16 protein-coding genes and 1 tRNA gene are annotated in these 15988 nt (G+C 74.8%); 1 reads left to right on the plus strand and 16 read right to left on the minus strand.

All coding sequences use genetic code 11. The annotated features are described in order from the left end of the window. Window positions 1–133: 133 nt before the first annotated feature. The 12 genes from ACMXGY_RS13580 to ACMXGY_RS13635 all read right to left on the minus strand — a co-directional run bounded on the left by ACMXGY_RS13580 (window position 134) and on the right by ACMXGY_RS13635 (window position 8963). Window positions 134–206: transfer RNA gene (locus ACMXGY_RS13580), tRNA-Ala, on the minus strand. Between the two features lie 80 nt (window positions 207–286). Next, window positions 287–967, minus strand: coding sequence for a histidine phosphatase family protein (locus ACMXGY_RS13585; protein WP_483773521.1), 681 nt, complete (start codon window positions 965–967; stop codon window positions 287–289). Further along, window positions 964–1416, minus strand: a complete 453-nt coding sequence (gene rsfS / locus ACMXGY_RS13590; protein WP_483773522.1) for a ribosome silencing factor — start codon at window positions 1414–1416, stop codon at window positions 964–966. Before rsfS ends, ACMXGY_RS13585 begins: the two co-directional genes overlap by 4 nt. A 22-nt stretch (window positions 1417–1438) precedes the next feature. Beyond that, complete coding sequence (locus ACMXGY_RS13595) at window positions 1439–2620, minus strand: hypothetical protein (RefSeq protein WP_483773523.1); 1182 nt, start codon at window positions 2618–2620, stop codon at window positions 1439–1441. Further along, entirely contained in the window at window positions 2613–3218 is a 606-nt protein-coding gene (nadD, locus tag ACMXGY_RS13600; RefSeq protein WP_483773524.1) for a nicotinate-nucleotide adenylyltransferase, read from the minus strand. The genes ACMXGY_RS13595 and nadD overlap by 8 nt, the downstream gene beginning before the upstream one ends. Window positions 3219–3256: 38 nt before the next feature. Next, entirely contained in the window at window positions 3257–3412 is a 156-nt protein-coding gene (locus ACMXGY_RS13605; RefSeq protein ID WP_021483496.1) for a hypothetical protein, read from the minus strand. 186 nt (window positions 3413–3598) lie between these two features. Then, entirely contained in the window at window positions 3599–4918 is a 1320-nt protein-coding gene (locus ACMXGY_RS13610) for a glutamate-5-semialdehyde dehydrogenase (RefSeq protein ID WP_483773525.1), read from the minus strand. Between the two features lie 74 nt (window positions 4919–4992). Then, entirely contained in the window at window positions 4993–6120 is a 1128-nt protein-coding gene (gene proB, locus ACMXGY_RS13615; protein WP_483776865.1) for a glutamate 5-kinase, read from the minus strand. 82 nt (window positions 6121–6202) lie between these two features. Next, a complete protein-coding gene (obgE, locus tag ACMXGY_RS13620; RefSeq protein ID WP_483773526.1) occupies window positions 6203–7723 on the minus strand; it encodes a GTPase ObgE in 1521 nt (506 codons plus the stop codon). A 137-nt stretch (window positions 7724–7860) separates the two neighbouring features. Beyond that, window positions 7861–8118, minus strand: a complete 258-nt coding sequence (gene rpmA, locus ACMXGY_RS13625) for a 50S ribosomal protein L27 (protein ID WP_047234735.1) — start codon at window positions 8116–8118, stop codon at window positions 7861–7863. Between the two features lie 86 nt (window positions 8119–8204). Then, a complete protein-coding gene (rplU, locus tag ACMXGY_RS13630; protein WP_483773527.1) occupies window positions 8205–8525 on the minus strand; it encodes a 50S ribosomal protein L21 in 321 nt (106 codons plus the stop codon). Between the two features lie 231 nt (window positions 8526–8756). Next, complete coding sequence (locus tag ACMXGY_RS13635; protein ID WP_483773528.1) at window positions 8757–8963, minus strand: dodecin family protein; 207 nt, start codon at window positions 8961–8963, stop codon at window positions 8757–8759. Window positions 8964–9170: 207 nt separating this feature from the next. On the opposite strand from ACMXGY_RS13635, the gene ACMXGY_RS13640 reads away from it, so the two are divergent. Next, complete coding sequence (locus ACMXGY_RS13640) at window positions 9171–9752, plus strand: protein-L-isoaspartate O-methyltransferase family protein (protein ID WP_483776866.1); 582 nt, start codon at window positions 9171–9173, stop codon at window positions 9750–9752. Here the strand turns inward: ACMXGY_RS13640 and ACMXGY_RS13645 are convergent. The 4 genes from ACMXGY_RS13645 to ACMXGY_RS13660 all read right to left on the minus strand — a co-directional run bounded on the left by ACMXGY_RS13645 (window position 9689) and on the right by ACMXGY_RS13660 (window position 15971). Beyond that, a complete protein-coding gene (locus ACMXGY_RS13645; RefSeq protein WP_483773529.1) occupies window positions 9689–10384 on the minus strand; it encodes a thymidine kinase in 696 nt (231 codons plus the stop codon). The genes ACMXGY_RS13640 and ACMXGY_RS13645 overlap by 64 nt on opposite strands. Window positions 10385–10448: 64 nt before the next feature. Further along, window positions 10449–11918 (minus strand): 5'-nucleotidase, encoded by a 1470-nt coding sequence (locus ACMXGY_RS13650; protein ID WP_483773530.1) that lies wholly within the window; start codon window positions 11916–11918, stop codon window positions 10449–10451. A gap of 53 nt (window positions 11919–11971) precedes the next feature. Continuing rightward, window positions 11972–12217: a hypothetical protein gene (locus tag ACMXGY_RS13655; RefSeq protein WP_483773531.1), complete on the minus strand. Its 246-nt coding sequence runs from the start codon at window positions 12215–12217 to the stop codon at window positions 11972–11974. 118 nt (window positions 12218–12335) lie between these two features. Then, window positions 12336–15971 carry an Rne/Rng family ribonuclease gene (locus ACMXGY_RS13660; RefSeq protein WP_483773532.1) on the minus strand — a complete coding sequence of 1212 codons (3636 nt, stop codon included), beginning with the start codon at window positions 15969–15971 and terminating at the stop codon, window positions 12336–12338. Window positions 15972–15988 lie beyond the last annotated feature (17 nt).

Consider the following 15988-nt stretch of genomic DNA (forward strand, 5'->3'; position numbering starts at 1 on the left):
ACACGACGGCCGGGTCCGCGGGTCCGACCCTATCGACCGATCCCTCCCTCGCGCCCCGCGAGACGCGCCGGGCGGCAACGGAGCCAGAACGCAGAACAGCGGGGCGCCGACGAACGACGCCCCGCTGTGGAGGTGGAGCTGAGGGGACTCGAACCCCTGACCCCCTGCATGCCATGCAGGTGCGCTACCAGCTGCGCCACAGCCCCGTGGATCCGCGAAGATCCTGGTCAAACACTGGATGAACACTCCCCTGGGGCGGTTTCCCGTCCTGCGGAGCGTCGCTAGTCTACGCAGAAACCGGCTCCAGATTCCAATCCGGCCCCGCGTTCCACTCGTCGAGCGGGAATCCCGCCCCGACGTTGTGCGCCACGAGGCGCCACGCCGGCACGGCGTCGGGCGCGGACCGGTGCAGGTGGGACCAGTGGACGTTGTGCAGGCCGGAGATCCCGCGCCACCCGGCGGGGTCGATCCCGAGCAGGGCCGTCACCGCGAGGGTGATGGCGGCGCCGTGGGAGACGACGACGAGCGTGTCGTCGGCGCCGAGCGCCTCGACGTGCTCCGTGACGGCGTCGACCATGCGCGCCGCGACGGCGGCCTTGGACTCCGCGCCGGCCCGTGTCGGCTCGTCGCCACGCCGCCACGCCACGTACTCCTCGGGCCAGCGCTCGGCGATCTCGGGCCCCGTCAGGCCCTCCCACACGCCGAAGCCGCGCTCTCGCAGCCGGGGGTCGAGCGCGACGTCGGCACCGACCGCCGACGCGTAGGCACGCGCCGTGTCCGCCGCGCGCACGAGGTCGGACGCGACGACGCGCGTCGCACGGTGGGCGGTCGCGAGCGCCTTCGCGCCCTGCTCGGCCTGCCACTGGCCCACCGCGTCGAGGGGGATGTCGACCTGGCCCTGGAGACGCATCGACGCGTTGTACTCCGTGCGACCGTGCCGCAGCAGGACGAGCGTTCCCGCGCTCACGCCAGAGGCTCCCCCGAGAGCCGGATCGCGCCGTCACCGCCGCGACCACCGGTGTCGTCGGAGTCGTCCACGGCACCGTCGCCCCCCCGCGCGTCCTCGGGCAGCTCGATGAGCGGGCAGTCCTTCCACAGGCGCTCGAGCGCGTAGTACACGCGGTCCTCCGCGTGCTGGACGTGCACGACGACGTCGCCGAAGTCCAGCAGGACCCACCGGGCCTCCTGCTTGCCCTCGCGGCGGATCGGCTTCGAGCCGGCCTTGTACATGGCCTCCTCGACCGCGTCGACGATCGCGGACACCTGGCGCTCGTTCGTCCCCGACGCGATGAGGAACACGTCCGTGAGGACGAGCTGCTCGCTCACGTCCAGGGCGATGATCTCCTCCGCCTTGCGGTCCGAGGCCGCGCGGGCGGCGGTCACGGCGAGCTCGACGGCCCGTTCTGTTGCAGTCACGTGTCTCCGTTCGTCGGCCGCTTCAGCGGCCGTTGTCGAGGGGTCCGGTGTCGCCCCACGCCTGCGCGGGGTCGCTCACCGTCCAGGTGACGCCCGCGGCGTCGGTCGAGAGGCCGGGGTCGTCGCGTGACACGAGCTCCCAGACCAGCAGACCGAGCACGAAGGCGACCGCCACGAGGATGAGGTAGTGCAGCCAGGTGTACGACGGGCCGCGCGGCTCGTCGTCGAGGTCGTCGTCCGCCTCGGGGTCCTCGTCGGCGCCCGTGCGGGCACCGGCGTGGACGCGGGGGAAGGGGTCGTCGGACGCGGCACCACGCTGGGGCGTCTGCGCCGCGGGCGACGGCGCGGCGCCGCGCACCGATCCGAACGGCGCCGACGCCTCGTGGCCCGAGCCCACGGGCTCGGGCGCCGAACCGGAGGTGATCGCGGACCACGGGAGGCTGGCCGCGGGCGCCTCGGCGGGCGTCGCCGCGGGGCGGCTCGCGGCCGCCGGGGGCTGAGCCGGTGGAGCAGCGGGGGCGACCGCGGTCGCTCCCCAGGGCGACTGCGCCGCCGAGTGCTCGGTGGGCGGTGCCGGAGCGGGAGGACGTGCGGCCGGGGGCGGTGTCGTCGTCGAGGGCGTCGCGTTGGCGAACGCGGACAGCCGCTGCGGCTGCGCGGGGGGCGTGCCAGGCCCGGCCGGCGTGCCGGGAGCCGCGATGCGCCCGACGCTCGCGCCGGCGCCGAGCCCGCCCACCGGGGTGGGAGGACGCACCGGGCCTGACGCGCCGGGAACCTGCGGGCGCGACCCGGGGACGGGAGGCCGCGAGCTCGTGCGCGTCGGGACGGCGGGGGTGGGCGCCGGGGGCCGGATGGCGACGCGCTCCGCGGTCTCCTGGACCGGCGTGAGACGGCCGGTCTCGTCGAGGCCGCGCATGCCGCCCGAGGCCGCAGGCGGGCGGACGACGGACGGTTGCGACGGGAACTCCGTCGGCCCGGTCGACTCGCGCAGCGTCCGCCGCGACGGTGGTGGCGCGGCGGGACGTGCCGGCTGGGCGGGCGACGCCGCCTGACCTCCCCGCGCTCCCCCGGCGGGTGCCGCAGGGGCGGGCGGCGGTGCGCCCGTCTGCGCGGCGCGCTCCGCGGCGGCCGCCTGCTCGCGTTCGCGGATCTCGCGCCGCGTGAGGGGGCGGACGGGCTGCATGTTGCTGCCGTTGTCACTCATCGTGCTGACCTCGATACAAACCGTGCTTGGCGATGTACTGGACCACGCCGTCCGGAACCAGGTACCACACCGGCTGGCCGGCCTCCGCGCGCCGACGGCAGTCCGTCGACGAGATCGCGAGGGCAGGGACCTCGAGCGTCGTGACGACGCCCGGCGGCATGCCCTCGACGCTCAGGTGGTGACCCGGGCGCGAGACAGCCACGAAGTGTGCCATCTTCCACAGCTCGTCAGCATCCTTCCAGGTCAGGATCTGCTCGATCGCGTCGGCACCCGTGATGAAGAAGAGCTCCGCGTCCGGCCGTGCCTCGCGCAGGTCGCGCAGCGTGTCCACCGTGTAGGTGAGCCCGGGCCGGTCGACGTCCACCCGGCTGACCGTGAAGCGCGGGTTCGAGGCGGTCGCGATGACCGTCATCAGGTACCGGTGCTCGGCGGGCGTGACCTGCTGGTGCTGCTTGAACGACGGATGACCCGTGGGGACGAAGACGACCTCGTCGAGGTCGAAGCGCGCCGCGGCCTCGCTCGCGGCGACGAGGTGGCCGTGGTGGACGGGGTCGAAGGTTCCGCCCATCACCCCCAGCCGGGGTCGGCGCGCGCTCATCGGTGCGTCATCGGATCGCGGGGAGCTCTCGTCCGCCGTCAGTGCCGCGTGCCGACGCTGCGGAACGCGTACGTCACGAGCAGCAGGGCCACGAGCCCGCCGAACCCGAGCAGCCCGTACGCGAGCGGCGGGATGGGCAGGTGCGACGCGGCCTCGGCGCCTTCCTCGGCGGCCAGCACGACGGCAGAGATCACGACGTCCTCCTTGAAGGTCGTTCCCGGTCCGGACCGGGTCACGGACCGGGTGGTGCGATGGAGCGGGACATCCGGCGGAACCAGGTCCGACGGCGGACCGGGCGGGCGCCGGTCGCCGACCAGTGTCTCACGGTCGCCCGTGAGACCGGTCCGACCGGTACCGGGTACTTGCCGACGAAGGGCGCGTCACGGACGAACGTGACCGTCGCCGTGCACGACCCATTTCGTCGTCGTGAGCTCGGCGAGGCCCATGGGACCGCGCGCGTGGAGCTTCTGGGTCGAGATGCCGATCTCTGCCCCCAGCCCGAACTGACCGCCGTCGGTGAACCGCGTGGAGGCGTTCACCATGATGGCCGCCGAGTCGAGCTCCGCGACGAACCGTTCGGACGCCGCCAGGTCACGCGTGACGATCGCCTCGGTGTGCCCCGACGTCCAGGTGCGCACGTGCTCGATCGCCGCGTCGAGGTCGTCGACCACCCGCACGGCGATCTCCGGCGCAAGGTACTCGGTCGCCCAGTCCTCGTCGGTGGCCGCGAGCACCTCGGTGCCGTCGGGCGCGAGACGCGCGGTGCGCTCGTCGCCGTGGACCACGACTCCGGCGTCCGCGAGCGCCGCGAGGGCCGCGGGAAGGAACTCGGGCGCCGCGTCCGCGTGCACGAGGAGCGTCTCGGCCGCGTTGCACACGCCCACGCGCTGCGTCTTGGCGTTGAGCAGGATCTCGAGCGCCATGGCCCGGTCCGCGCTCGCGTCGACGTAGACGTGCACGTTGCCGACGCCCGTCTCGATGACGGGGACGCTCGACTCGCGCACGACGGTCCGGATGAGGTCGGCGCCCCCGCGCGGGACGAGCACGTCGACCAGGCCGCGCGCCCGCATGAGCGCGACGGCGCCCGGGCGCCCGTAGCGGTCGATCGACTGCACGAGGTCGCCCGGCAGCCCCTGCGCCTCGAGCGCGCGCGCCAGGACGTCGACGATCACCTCGTTCGAGCTCGCCGCCGCCGACCCGCCGCGCAGGACCACCGCGTTGCCGCTCTTGAGCGCGAGCCCGGCGGCGTCGACGGTCACGTTCGGCCGCGCCTCGTAGATCATGCCGACGACACCCATCGGCACGCGCAGCTGGCGCAGCCGCAGGCCGTTCGGCAGGGTCGAGCCGCGCACGACCTCCCCGACCGGGTCCGGCAGCCCGGCGAGCGCACGCAGCGCGTCCGCGATCGCCTCGATGCGCGGCCCGTCGAGCGCGAGGCGGTCGAGCAGGCCCTCGCTCATCCCGTTCGCGCGCTCGCGCGCCAGGTCGACGGCGTTCGCCGTGACGATCTCGTCCGTCGCCGCGACGAGGGCGTCCGCGAGCGCGAGGAGCGCCGCGTCCTTCGTCGCGCGCGTCGCGGTCGCGAGCGTGCGCGACGCGACCTTCGCCCGGCGCGCGACGTCCTCGACGGCGGCCACGACGTCGTCGTTGCGGTGCTCGGCGGCGCCCGTGACCTGGGGTGCGTCCTGCGTGGTGGTCATGACCCGAGCCTACGACGGTACCGCCGGGCCGCGGGAGCGCCGTCCGACCGCCGGGACCCGCAGCCCGCGCGCGCTCAGCGGGGGCGCTTGCGGACCAGCACGAGGTCGTCGCGGTGCACGACCTCGCGGTCGTACCCCTCCCCCAGCTCGTCCCGCAGGTCCTTCGTCGAGCGGCCCAGGAGGTCCGGGATGTCGCGCGACTCGAACGCGACGAGCCCGCGCGCCACCACGCGCCCGTCGGGCGTCACGAGCTCGACCGGGTCCCCGGCGTCGAACTCCCCCTCCACCGCGGTGATCCCCGCGGGCAGGAGCGACGCGCGCCCGCCCTGCACGGCGCGCACCGCGCCGTCGTCCAGGACGAGCCGGCCACGCGTACGCGCGGCGTGCGCGAGCCACAGCCGACGGCGCGTGGTGCGCTTGCCCGTCGCCGCGAACCACGTGCCCACGGGGTCGCCCGCGAGCGCAGCGGCCGCGTTGTCGGCCTTCGTCAGGACGACGGGGATGCCCGTGCCCGTCGCGATCGACACCGACTCGAGCTTGGTGAGCATGCCGCCCGTCCCGACGGCGCTCCCCCGGCCCGTGACCTCGATGCCCTCGATGTCGGCCGACGAGCGCACCTCGGCGATGCGCCGGGTCCCCGGCCGGGCGGGCGGACCGTCGTAGAGCCCGTCGACGTCGGTGAGCAGGACCATGGCGTCCGCCCGCACGAGGTGCGAGACGAGCGCCGCGAGACGGTCGTTGTCGCCGAAACGGATCTCGTCGGTCGCGACCGCGTCGTTCTCGTTGACGACGGGCACGACGCCGAGGTCGAGCAGGCGCTCGAGCGAGCGCTGGGCGTTGCGGTAGTGCCCGCGGCGCACGGTGTCCTCCGCGGTGAGCAGCACCTGGCCGACGCGCAGCCCGTGCACCGCGAAGGCCTCGGTGTACCGCGCGACGAGCATGCCCTGCCCGACGGACGCGGTGGCCTGGGCCGTCGCGAGGTCCCGCGGCCGGCTCGGGAGGCCGAGAGGGCCGAGCCCGGCGGCGATCGCCCCGGAGGTGACCAGGACGACCTGGCCCCCCGCCGCGCGTCGCGCCGCGAGGACGTCGACGAGCGCCCGCAGGGCCGCGAGGTCGAGGTGGCCGTCGGCGCCCGTGAGCGACGACGAGCCGATCTTCACCACGACGCGGTGGGCGGTGGCGATCTCGGAGCGGGAGGACAGGGCGTTCACGCGACCATCATCGCCGCCACCCGCCGTCCGACGCGCACGATTTCACGTGGCAGGACGTCCGCACGCGCCGTGGTCAGTCGTCGGCCGGGTCCGTCCAGGTGCCGGCCTCGCGCTCGGTCCACAGCTCCGCGCGCGCCTCCGCCTTGGCGTCCATGCGCTCGGTGTACTCGCGGCGCTTGTCGCCGCGCGTGGGACGCAGGCTCTCCTCGAGGCGCAGGTCGGTCCCGCGCGGGCCGCCGAGAAGCTCCGAGCCGGAGATCAGCGTCGGCTCCCAGTCGAAGACCACGGCGTTCTTGTCGGTCCCGATCCGCACCTCGTCGCCCGCGACCGCACCCGTCTTGAGCAGCTGCTCCTCCACGCCCAGGCGCGCGAGACGGTCGGCGAGGTAGCCGACGGCCTCGTCGTTGCTGAAGTCGGTCTGGCGCACCCAGCGCTCGGGCTTGGCGCCCCGCACCTCGAACCAGTAGTCGGTCGCCCCGCCCTTGCGCGTCACCGTGAAGCCGGCCTCGTCCACGGCGCGCGGCCGCAGGACGACGCGCGTGGGCTCGGGGGCGGGGGCGTCGGCACGCGCCTTCTCGACGAGCTCGGCGAGCGCGTAGGTGAGCGGGCGCAGCCCCTCGTGGCTGGCGGTCGAGATCTCGAAGACGCGCAGCCCGCGCGCCTCGAGCTCGGGCTTGACGAACTCGGCCAGCTCGCGCGCCTCGGGCACGTCGATCTTGTTCAGCACGACGAGCCGGGGACGCTCGGTGAGGGGCACCCGGCCACCCTCGATGTCGAGGTCCTGGGCGTAGGCCGCGAGCTCGGCCTCGATCACGTCGAGGTCGCTGATCGGGTCCCGGTCCGGCTCGAGCGTCGCGCAGTCGAGGACGTGCACGATGACGGCGGTGCGCTCGATGTGGCGCAGGAACTCCAGGCCGAGGCCCTTGCCCTCGCTCGCGCCCGGGATGAGGCCGGGGACGTCGGCGACGGTGTACCGCGCGGAGCCCGCCTGCACGACCCCGAGGTTCGGCACGAGCGTCGTGAACGGGTAGTCGGCGATCTTGGGCCGCGCGGCCGAGATCGCGGCGACGAGCGACGACTTGCCCGCGCTCGGGTAGCCCACGAGCGCGACGTCCGCGATGGTCTTCAGCTCGAGGACGACGTCCCGCTCGTCGCCGGGCTCGCCCAGCAGCGCGAACCCGGGCGCCTTGCGGCGCTGCGACGAGAGCGCGGCGTTGCCGAGGCCGCCGCGGCCCCCTGCTGCGATCACGAGCTCCGTACCGTCTCCGACCAGGTCGGCGAGGACGGTCCCGTCGGTGTCCTTGACCACCGTGCCGTCGGGGACGCGCAGGACCAGGTCCTCGCCGTTCGCGCCGTCGCGGTCGTCCCCCATGCCCTGCGTGCCCGACGTCGCGTGGCGGTGCGGGGAGTGGTGGTACTCGAGCAGGGTCGTGGTCTGCGCGTCGACGACGAGCCTCACCGTGCCGCCGTCACCGCCGTTGCCGCCGTCGGGGCCGGCGAGCGGCTTGAACTTCTCGCGACGGACCGAGGCGCACCCGTTCCCGCCGTTGCCGCCGGAGACGTGCAGGACGACACGGTCGACGAAGCTGGCCATGGGTGGATCCTCTCAGAGGTGATGCGGTGCCGCGGGGTCGCGGCGGGTGTCGCTGCGTGCTCTGCCGCGGCAGGAACGGCAGGAGGGGCGCACCGCGTCGGTGCGCCCCTCCTGCTCGAAACCTGCTGGTGTGCTCGTCAGCCCTCGACGGCGACGATGTCGATGACCTTGCGGCCACGACGCGTGCCGAACTGGACGGCGCCGGCGGCCAGGGCGAACAGCGTGTCGTCCTTGCCGCGGCCGACGTTCTCACCGGGGTGGAAGTGCGTGCCGCGCTGGCGGACGATGATCTCGCCCGACTTGACGACCTGCCCGCCGAAGCGCTTCACGCCGAGGCGCTGGGCGTTCGAGTCGCGACCGTTGCGCGAGGAGCTCGCGCCCTTCTTGTGTGCCATGACGAACCTGCTTTCGTGCTGGTGCTGAGGGAGGGTGCCGGTCGGCGCCCGGTCGGTCCCGCAGGACTACCGCGCGCCGGGCGAGATCACTTGATGCCGGTGACCTTGAGGCGGGTCAGCTGCTGGCGGTGACCCTGACGACGGCGGTAACCGGTCTTGTTCTTGTACCGCAGGATCGTGATCTTCGGACCCTTCTCGTCCCGCACGACCTCGGCGGTGACCTTGACCTTCGCGAGCTTCGCCGCGTCGGTGGTCACCTTCTCCCCGTCCACCAGCAGGAGAGCGGGCAGCTCGAGGGACTCACCGACCTTGACGGACACCCGGTCCACCACGACGATGTCGCCGACAGAAACCTTCTCCTGGCGGCCACCGGCCTTGACGATCGCGTACACCACGTTGCTGCTCATCTCTCCTAGTCTTGGCGTGCTCGTCACGGCGAGTTCGTCTTGGAGGACTCCGATCACGCCGCGGCGTGCGAGTGCGAGTCGTCCGTGGGCACACGGGACCGGCGCGCCTGGGCGCGCCGACGTTCAAGACTACGGAATCGCAGGCCCGTAGGTCAAATGCGCTCGACCCGTGCGGGTCCCGCGCTCAGGCACCCACGTCCGGCGTCCGTCGGGGCCACGGCGCGCCGCCTGTCACTCGAGCACGAAGGTCACCTCGAGGACGACCTGCCACGCGACGATACGGCCGTCCTGCACATCGACCTTCTGGTCCTTCACCCACGCGCCCGAGACGTTGCGCAGCGTGCTCGCGGCACGCTCCACCCCGATCCGGACCGCGTCCTCGAAGCTCGTGTCCGACCGCGCGCTGATGTTCGTGATCCGTGCCACCGTGCCGCTCATGCCAGCTCTCCCCGGGGTTCCGGGCGGGCACCGGGTGCGCCCGCGCACCCGTCGAGCATCCCGCCGGGCGCAGGCTCACGCCACTCGGCAGGGCCCGGGGCTCGTGCCTACGCTGGCGGGACGGAGGTGATCGCGGTGGGAACGGACACGGGCACGTGGGAGGGCGCCGGGCCCGACGGCGACGGGCTCGACCCGGTGGCCGCCGCGATGCGGGCGCTGGACCGGCGGGCGTTCCTCCCGCGCGCCCAGCGGCGCTGGGCGGAGCAGGACCGGCCGCTCGGGATCGGGCACGGGCAGACGAACTCCCAGCCGTCCACCGTCGCGGCGATGCTGCGGCTCCTCGACGTCACCCCCGGCACGCGCGTCCTCGACGTCGGCGCCGGGTCGGGCTGGACGACGGCGCTCCTGGCCGTGCTCGTCGGCCCCGACGGCCGCGTCGTCGGCGTCGAGCGCGACCCCGGGCTCGCGGCGTGGGGCGCCGCGAACCTGGCGACGACGCACCTGCCGTGGGCCACGATCTCGCCGGCCCGGCCAGGCCTGCTCGGGACCCCGGGCGAGGTGTACGACCGCATCCTCGTCTCGGCCTCGGCCGCGTCCTTCCCACGTGCTCTCGCAGACCAGCTCGCCACCGGTGGCCGGATGGTCGTTCCGGTCGGCCACACGATGCTGCTCGTCGAGCGCGACCCGGCGGCCCCGGACGGTCTGCGCACGAGCGAGCACGGCTCCTACTCGTTCGTGCCGCTCGTCGAGGACCCTCCCCCGGGGCCGGCACCGTCGTCGGACGGCTGAGCCCGCCAGGGCGCGCTCGGCAGATGGGTGCGGCACCGGGCCTCGTAGCTCTCGGCACCGCCCACGTGCTCGGCCGCCGGGGCGAGCGGGTCGCCCGGTCCGCGACCGGCGTCGGGCACCAGGCGGACGTGGAACGCCGCGTCCTCGCCGCAGACCGCGCACACCGCCGTCAGCTTGTCGACGCGCTCCGCGAGCGCCGCGAGCGCCGGCAGCGGCTCGAACGGCCGGGCGTCGAACGTCACGTCGAGGCCGGCGACGACCACGACGTGCCCCTCGTCGGCGAGGCGCTGCACGACGTCGACGAGCCCGGCCCCGAAGAAGTGCGCCTCGTCGACCGCGACGAGGTCGAGACCGTCGGCCGCGCGCACGATCCGCTCGAGGTCGTGCGCGTCCTGTGCCGTGCGGGAGGGGATCGCGAGCCCCGAGTGCGAGCTCACGGTGCCCGTCCCCCGGCGCGTGTCGAGCACGTGCCCGACCACCTCGACCCGTCGCCCCGCGACCTCCGCACGTCGCACCCGGCGCAGGAGCTCCTCCGTCTTGCCCGCGAACATCGGTCCGCACACGACCTCGACGCGCCCGCGGCGCCCGACGGGTCGGGCACCGGTGTCCAGAGGGCTCGCGGAACGCTCCATGCGAGCAGTGAACCACCCGGGTCCCACGGCCGCCGGGGGGCGCCGGGTCAACGGGCCGCGGCCGTCACCGGTGCCGCGCGCCGCCGTTCGACGACGGACGCACGGGCAGCGGCTTGGGCTCGGGAGCCGGGCCGAGGACCGAGACGCGGTCGGGCATGCCCGGTCGCGCGAGGTCACGACGGCTGACGAGCGAGGTCTCGGACCGTGCCGGCTGATCGGTCGTCGTCGGGGCGGTCACCGGCACGGAAGATGCTGCCGAAGCCCCCGATGCCTCCGTCGTCCCGGCCGACGTCGCGGGCCCGCTCTCTGCCGCCCGCGCCACGGGGTCGTCCTCGCGGGTGACGTCGTCGCCGCGGTCGCGGTCGGGACCCGGCGCGATCGTCGTTCCTCCCGCAATCCCGGCGAGGCCGGTGCCGCCGATGCCCGGTACGGACCGCACGAGCGGCAGCTCACGCGTGCCCGTGCCCGCCGACCGGCTCGGCTCGGACGGGCGCTCGGGCCGGGGCGCCTCGTCCGCGGCGCCAGGCTCCGCCGTCGTGGGCTCAGGACGGGTCGGGGCGTCGGCGCCCTCGCGGACCGGCTCCCGCCCGGCGTCGGCCGGGAGCACCCCGCGGTTCAGGGCGCCGTACGGGACGTGGACCGACGGAGCGACGCGGCGGGCGGCCTCGACGTGCGCCCGCTGGTCGTCGAAGAAGATGTGCGGCCGCAGCACCTCGAGCACGCTGCCCTTGTCGATCCCGCCGAGGAAGAAGGCGTCGTCCACGGTGACGCCCCACGAGGAGAGGGTCGCGACCGCGCGCTCGTGCGCCGGTGCGGAACGCGCGGTGACGAGCGCGACGTGGACGCGCGGGTCGTACGACGGGTCCGCCTCGTGGCGCTCGCGCTCGACGACCTGGATGCGGTGGATGCCGACGAGGAGGTCACGCAGCGGACCGCGCCCGAGCGGGACGTCCGCGTTGAGCTCCTCGTGCGCCCGGTAGGACGCGAGCCCACCGTCCTGGAAGCGGCGCTCGGAGGAGTCGTCGGCGAGCACGCCGTCGAAGTCGAAGGCGATGCGCAGCTCGTCGCCCGGCTCGTCGGCGAACGTCGGGTCGAGCACGTACCCGGCGGGGAGACCGAGGTCGACCGCGTCGCGCACCGACTGCTCGTCGGCCGAGAGGAACAGGTCCACGTGCAGCGGCCGGATGAACTCGTGCGGGCTGCGGCCCTGCCGGAAGACGGCGCGCGTGATGTCGAGCGCGTGGTGGTGGATCGAGCGCATGACGCGCAGGCCCGTCTCCGGGGAGTTGCGCGACATGACGATGACCTCGACGAGCGGGTCGTCCGACGACGGCGCGAGGTCGTTGAGCGCGAGGAGGCGGCGGACGAAGCCGAAGGCCACCCCCGGGGCCAGCGGGTCGTCGCGGTGCTGCTCCTGGAAGTCGCGGTACGCCGCCACTCCGTCGGTGCGGAACACACGGTCGGACTCGGTCAGGTCGAACAGTGCGGAGGAGGCGACGCCGACGACGAGGCGGCCAGAGAGGTCGTAACCCATGCGCGCACTATGCCAGGTGCGGGTGACGTCGAGGCAAGGGGCCCGGGAACCGGTCAGGGCCTGGCGGCCCACTCGCGGCGCAGCACGCCCAGGACGACGGCGTCGTACCGCACGCCGTCGACGACCCGCGCGCCGCGGAACCGGTCCTCCTCGTCGGCGACGACCACGCGCCGCGGCGGGAGTCCGTCGTCGTCGAGGCCGCCTGGGCGGGACGCCTGCGCGGCGGCCGCACGCGCGAGGCGCGCGACCGCCGCGTCGGACGCGGCGTCGTCGGGCACGGGGTAGTAGGGCCGTCCCACCGGTGCCACTCGTGGTCCGGGCGCAACCACTCGCGGTACGCCGCGAGGTCGTCGTCGCGCCAGCCGCGCAGGCGGAGCCGCGAGCCACCGCCATACACGGGGACGATGCCCGGCGAGGTCACTCCTCGGAGTGCTCCGCCGCGGTGTCGGCCGGCTTCACCTCGTCCGTCACGACGGGCTCCGTCGCGACGGCGTCGCTCGTGGCGTCGGTCGGAGCGTCGCCCTCCGGGTGGTCGTGCTCGTGGGCGTGCGCCGCGGCGGCCGCGATCGTGGCGAGCGTGGCCTTGACGGCCTCGCGAGCCTCCGACGAGACCTCCGGCAGGACGGGGACGGCCGGGTGGGGCAGCGTGATGCCCGCGTCGTTCGCCGCGGAGCCGCCCTGGGCACCGCTCCCCGCGCCCCGCTTGCGGCGGGAGCGCGACCGCGAGGAGTCCCCCGCGTCGTCGGCCGCGGGGGCGGACGCGTGCGTGTGCCCGTTGCCGTTGCCGCCCTGCTTCTCGATCGGGTCGGTGTGCACGATGAACCCGCGCCCGTGGCAGTGCTCGCACGTCTCGGAGAACGCCTCGACGAGGCCCTGACCCACGCGCTTGCGCGTCATCTGGACGAGTCCGAGCGACGTGACCTCGGCGACCTGGTGCTTGGTCCGGTCGCGGCCCAGGCACTCCACGAGACGGCGGAGCACGAGGTCGCGGTTGGACTCGAGCACCATGTCGATGAAGTCGATGACGATGATGCCGCCGATGTCGCGCAGCCGGAGCTGACGGACGATCTCCTCGGCCGCCTCGAGGTTGTTGCGCGTGACCGTCTCCTCGAGCGTGCCGCCCGAGCCGGTGAACTTGCCCGTGTTGACGTCCACGACCGTCATGGCCTCGGTGCGGTCGATGACGAGCGAGCCCCCGGAGGGCAGCCAGACCTTGCGGTCCATGCCCTTGGCGAGCTGCTCGTCGACGCGGTGCACCGTGAAGACGTCCTGCGTGCCCGTCCACTTCGAGACGCGCTCGCGCAGGTCCGGCGCGAGCTCCTCGACGTAGGTCGAGATCTCGGACCACGCACCGTCGCCCTCGACGACCAGGGAGCTGAAGTCGTCGTTGAAGATGTCGCGGACCACGCGGATCGCGAGGTCGGGCTCGCCCTGGAGGAGAGCCGGCGCCGACGCGCTCTTCGACTTCTTCTCGATGGCCTCCCACTGCCCGCGCAGTCGCTCGACGTCGGCGCGCAGCTCGTCCTCGCTCGCGCCCTCGGCGGCGGTGCGCACGATGACGCCCGCGCCGTCGGGCACGACCTCCTTGAGGATCTTCTTGAGCCGGTTGCGCTCGGTGTCGGGCAGCTTGCGGCTGATGCCCGTCATGCCGCCGCCGGGCACGAACACGAGGTAGCGGCCCGCGAGCGTGATCTGCGACGTGAGACGCGCGCCCTTGTGCCCGATCGGGTCCTTGGTGACCTGGACGAGCACGGAGTCGCCCGACTTGAGCGCCTGCTCGATGCGGCGCGGCTGGCCCTCGAGGCCGGCCGCGTCCCAGTTCACCTCGCCCGCGTAGAGCACGGCGTTGCGGCCCTTGCCGACGTCGATGAACGCGGCCTCCATGCTGGGCAGCACGTTCTGGACCCGGCCCAGGTAGACGTTGCCCGCCATGGACGCCTGCGACTGCTGGGAGACGTAGTGCTCGACGAGCACGCCGTCCTCCAGCACCGCGATCTGGGTGCGCCCGGCCCGCTCGCGCACGACCATCGACCGCTCGACGGACTCGCGACGTGCGAGGAACTCGGCCTCGGTGATGATCTGGCGACGACGGCCCGCGTCGCGTCCCTCGCGACGGCGCTGCCGCTTCGCCTCGAGACGCGTCGAGCCCTTGAGCGCCGTGACCTCGTCGGCCAGGCTCCGCTCGCGCGGCCGCGGTCGCGCCGAGGTGCCCTCGCCGTTCTCGCGGCCACCGCGGCGACGGCGACGACGGCGCCGGCTGCTGCCGGCGTCCTCCTCGCCCGCGTCGCCCTCAGAGGACTCGGCCTCGGGCTCGTCCGGCTCCGCGCCGGCATCGAGCCCGCCCGTCGCCTCGCGCCCGGGCTCGCCGCCCGCCTCGCGCTCGGACTCACGGGCCGGCTCGTCGGTCTCGTCCTGCTCGCGCACCGAGTCGTTGCGCCCGCGGCGCCCCCGGCCGCCGCGACGACGACGGCGGCGCGGTCCGGACTCGGAGTCCTCCGCCTCGTCCTCGCCGGTCGCCTCGGTCTCGCTCTCGTCGTCGAAGTCCGCCGGGCCGAAGCCCTCCTCGGGCAGCTCGACACCCTCGGCGACGAGCTCGGTCTCGATGGCCTCGACCTCCTCGACCGCCGCACGGTCCTCGCCGCTGAGCACGAGCTCGACGGCGACGTCGGTCACCTCGTCCTCGGCCGTCTCCTGCGCCTGGACCTGTGCGGGCGCCGACTCACGGACGGACGCCCCACGACGCCGCCGGCCGCTCGGACGCTCGGCGCTGGTCTGAGGCGCCGCGGGCTCGGGGGCGGCGCTCGGCTCCGTGACCGCTGCCGGCTCGGACACCGGGGTCGGCTCGACGTGGCGCGGAGGGCCGGCAGGGCTCTGCGCCCGGCGCGGACGACGCGGCGCCGCCGCGGGGTCGGGCGCCTGGAACAGCAGCGCGGTGGTCGCGAGGCGCGGCGCGCTCGTGCCCGCCCTCGTCGCCGCGGGCGACACAGGTGCCGGTGCGTCCGACGTCGGCGGCGCGACGGGCGCCGCGGCGGCAACCGGGGTCGCCTCGACGGCAGGCTTCGACGTCGCGCGACGCGAGCGGCGCGCGGGCTTCTCGGGCTCTGCCGTGGGCGCCGCGGCGGGTGATCCCGGCACGCTCTCGGCGGCCGGGACGTCGACGTCCGTGGTCTCGGCGGTCGCGCTCGCGACCTCCTTGGCCTTCGACGTCGCCCGGCGCGAGCGGCGCGCGGGCTTCTCCTCGGCAGGAGGCTCGGCCTCCGGTGCCGTCGCGTCGGTGGCGGGCGCCGTGTCGGCCTCGGCCCGGGACTCCTCCGCGGGGGTCGCGGCAGCCTTGCGCGACGTCCTCGTCCGCTTCGCCTTGCGAGGCTCGTCGGGAGCGCCCAGGAGCGCGTCTGCGTCGGGACCGGCCTCGACGGCGCGGCCGGGCGCGTCGTCGGCCGGCGGGGCGGTGAGACCGAACGCGGAGAGGACGTCGAGGACGGGGACCGTCGAGTCGTCGGGACCGGCCTGCTCGTCCGCAGGTGCGGCTGCCGGCTCCTCGGAGGGAGCGGCCGGCGGCGTCACCTTCGTGCGCGCCGACGCGCTCGTGGCACGCCGGGGCGCACGGGTCTTGCGCACGGGAGCGCTCGGTGCCTCGTCCGACGCCTCGCTCGACACCTCGGGTGTCGGCTCGGTGCCCGCGGGCGGGAGGTCGGCGGCCGGGGCGTCGCCCGGGCTCGGCTGCTCGGGCGTCGGCGCGACCGGGGTGGACGTGCTCCGCGTCGCGCGGCGCGAGCGGCGCGCCGGCTTCTCGTCCGCCGCAGGGGCCTCGGCCGGGGCGACGGGCGCCCCGGTGCCGGCCGGCGCGGGGGCGACGCTCTCGGCGGTGCGCGGCGGGTCCACCGCAGGGGTGTCGGTGCCGGGCGCGGCGAGAGGTGCAGGCGGGGCCGCGGTGCGCGTCGCGCGGCGGCGACCCGGCTTGCGGGCCGTCGGCGGGGTCCCGCCCTCGGTGGTGGCCGAACCCTGCGCCGTCGTCTCTGAGGGGGTGCTGTCGGAAGTGCTGTCGAGCGTCACGCGTCGTGCTCCTGCTG

The sequence above is a fragment of the Cellulosimicrobium sp. G4 BAM 1002 genome (assembly GCF_057126935.1).

Coding starts and splice junctions, on each gene's coding strand:
- ACMXGY_RS13635 (WP_483773528.1), bottom strand. CDS start 8,963: ATGAGCGGCACGGTGGCACGGATCACGAACATCAGCGCGCGGTCGGAC.
- rpmA (WP_047234735.1), bottom strand. CDS start 8,118: ATGGCACACAAGAAGGGCGCGAGCTCCTCGCGCAACGGTCGCGACTCG.
- ACMXGY_RS13595 (WP_483773523.1), bottom strand. CDS start 2,620: ATGAGTGACAACGGCAGCAACATGCAGCCCGTCCGCCCCCTCACGCGG.
- ACMXGY_RS13645 (WP_483773529.1), bottom strand. CDS start 10,384: ATGGAGCGTTCCGCGAGCCCTCTGGACACCGGTGCCCGACCCGTCGGG.
- nadD (WP_483773524.1), bottom strand. CDS start 3,218: ATGAGCGCGCGCCGACCCCGGCTGGGGGTGATGGGCGGAACCTTCGAC.
- obgE (WP_483773526.1), bottom strand. CDS start 7,723: ATGGCCAGCTTCGTCGACCGTGTCGTCCTGCACGTCTCCGGCGGCAAC.
- rplU (WP_483773527.1), bottom strand. CDS start 8,525: ATGAGCAGCAACGTGGTGTACGCGATCGTCAAGGCCGGTGGCCGCCAG.
- ACMXGY_RS13650 (WP_483773530.1), bottom strand. CDS start 11,918: ATGGGTTACGACCTCTCTGGCCGCCTCGTCGTCGGCGTCGCCTCCTCC.
- ACMXGY_RS13640 (WP_483776866.1), top strand. CDS start 9,171: ATGCGGGCGCTGGACCGGCGGGCGTTCCTCCCGCGCGCCCAGCGGCGC.
- ACMXGY_RS13610 (WP_483773525.1), bottom strand. CDS start 4,918: ATGACCACCACGCAGGACGCACCCCAGGTCACGGGCGCCGCCGAGCAC.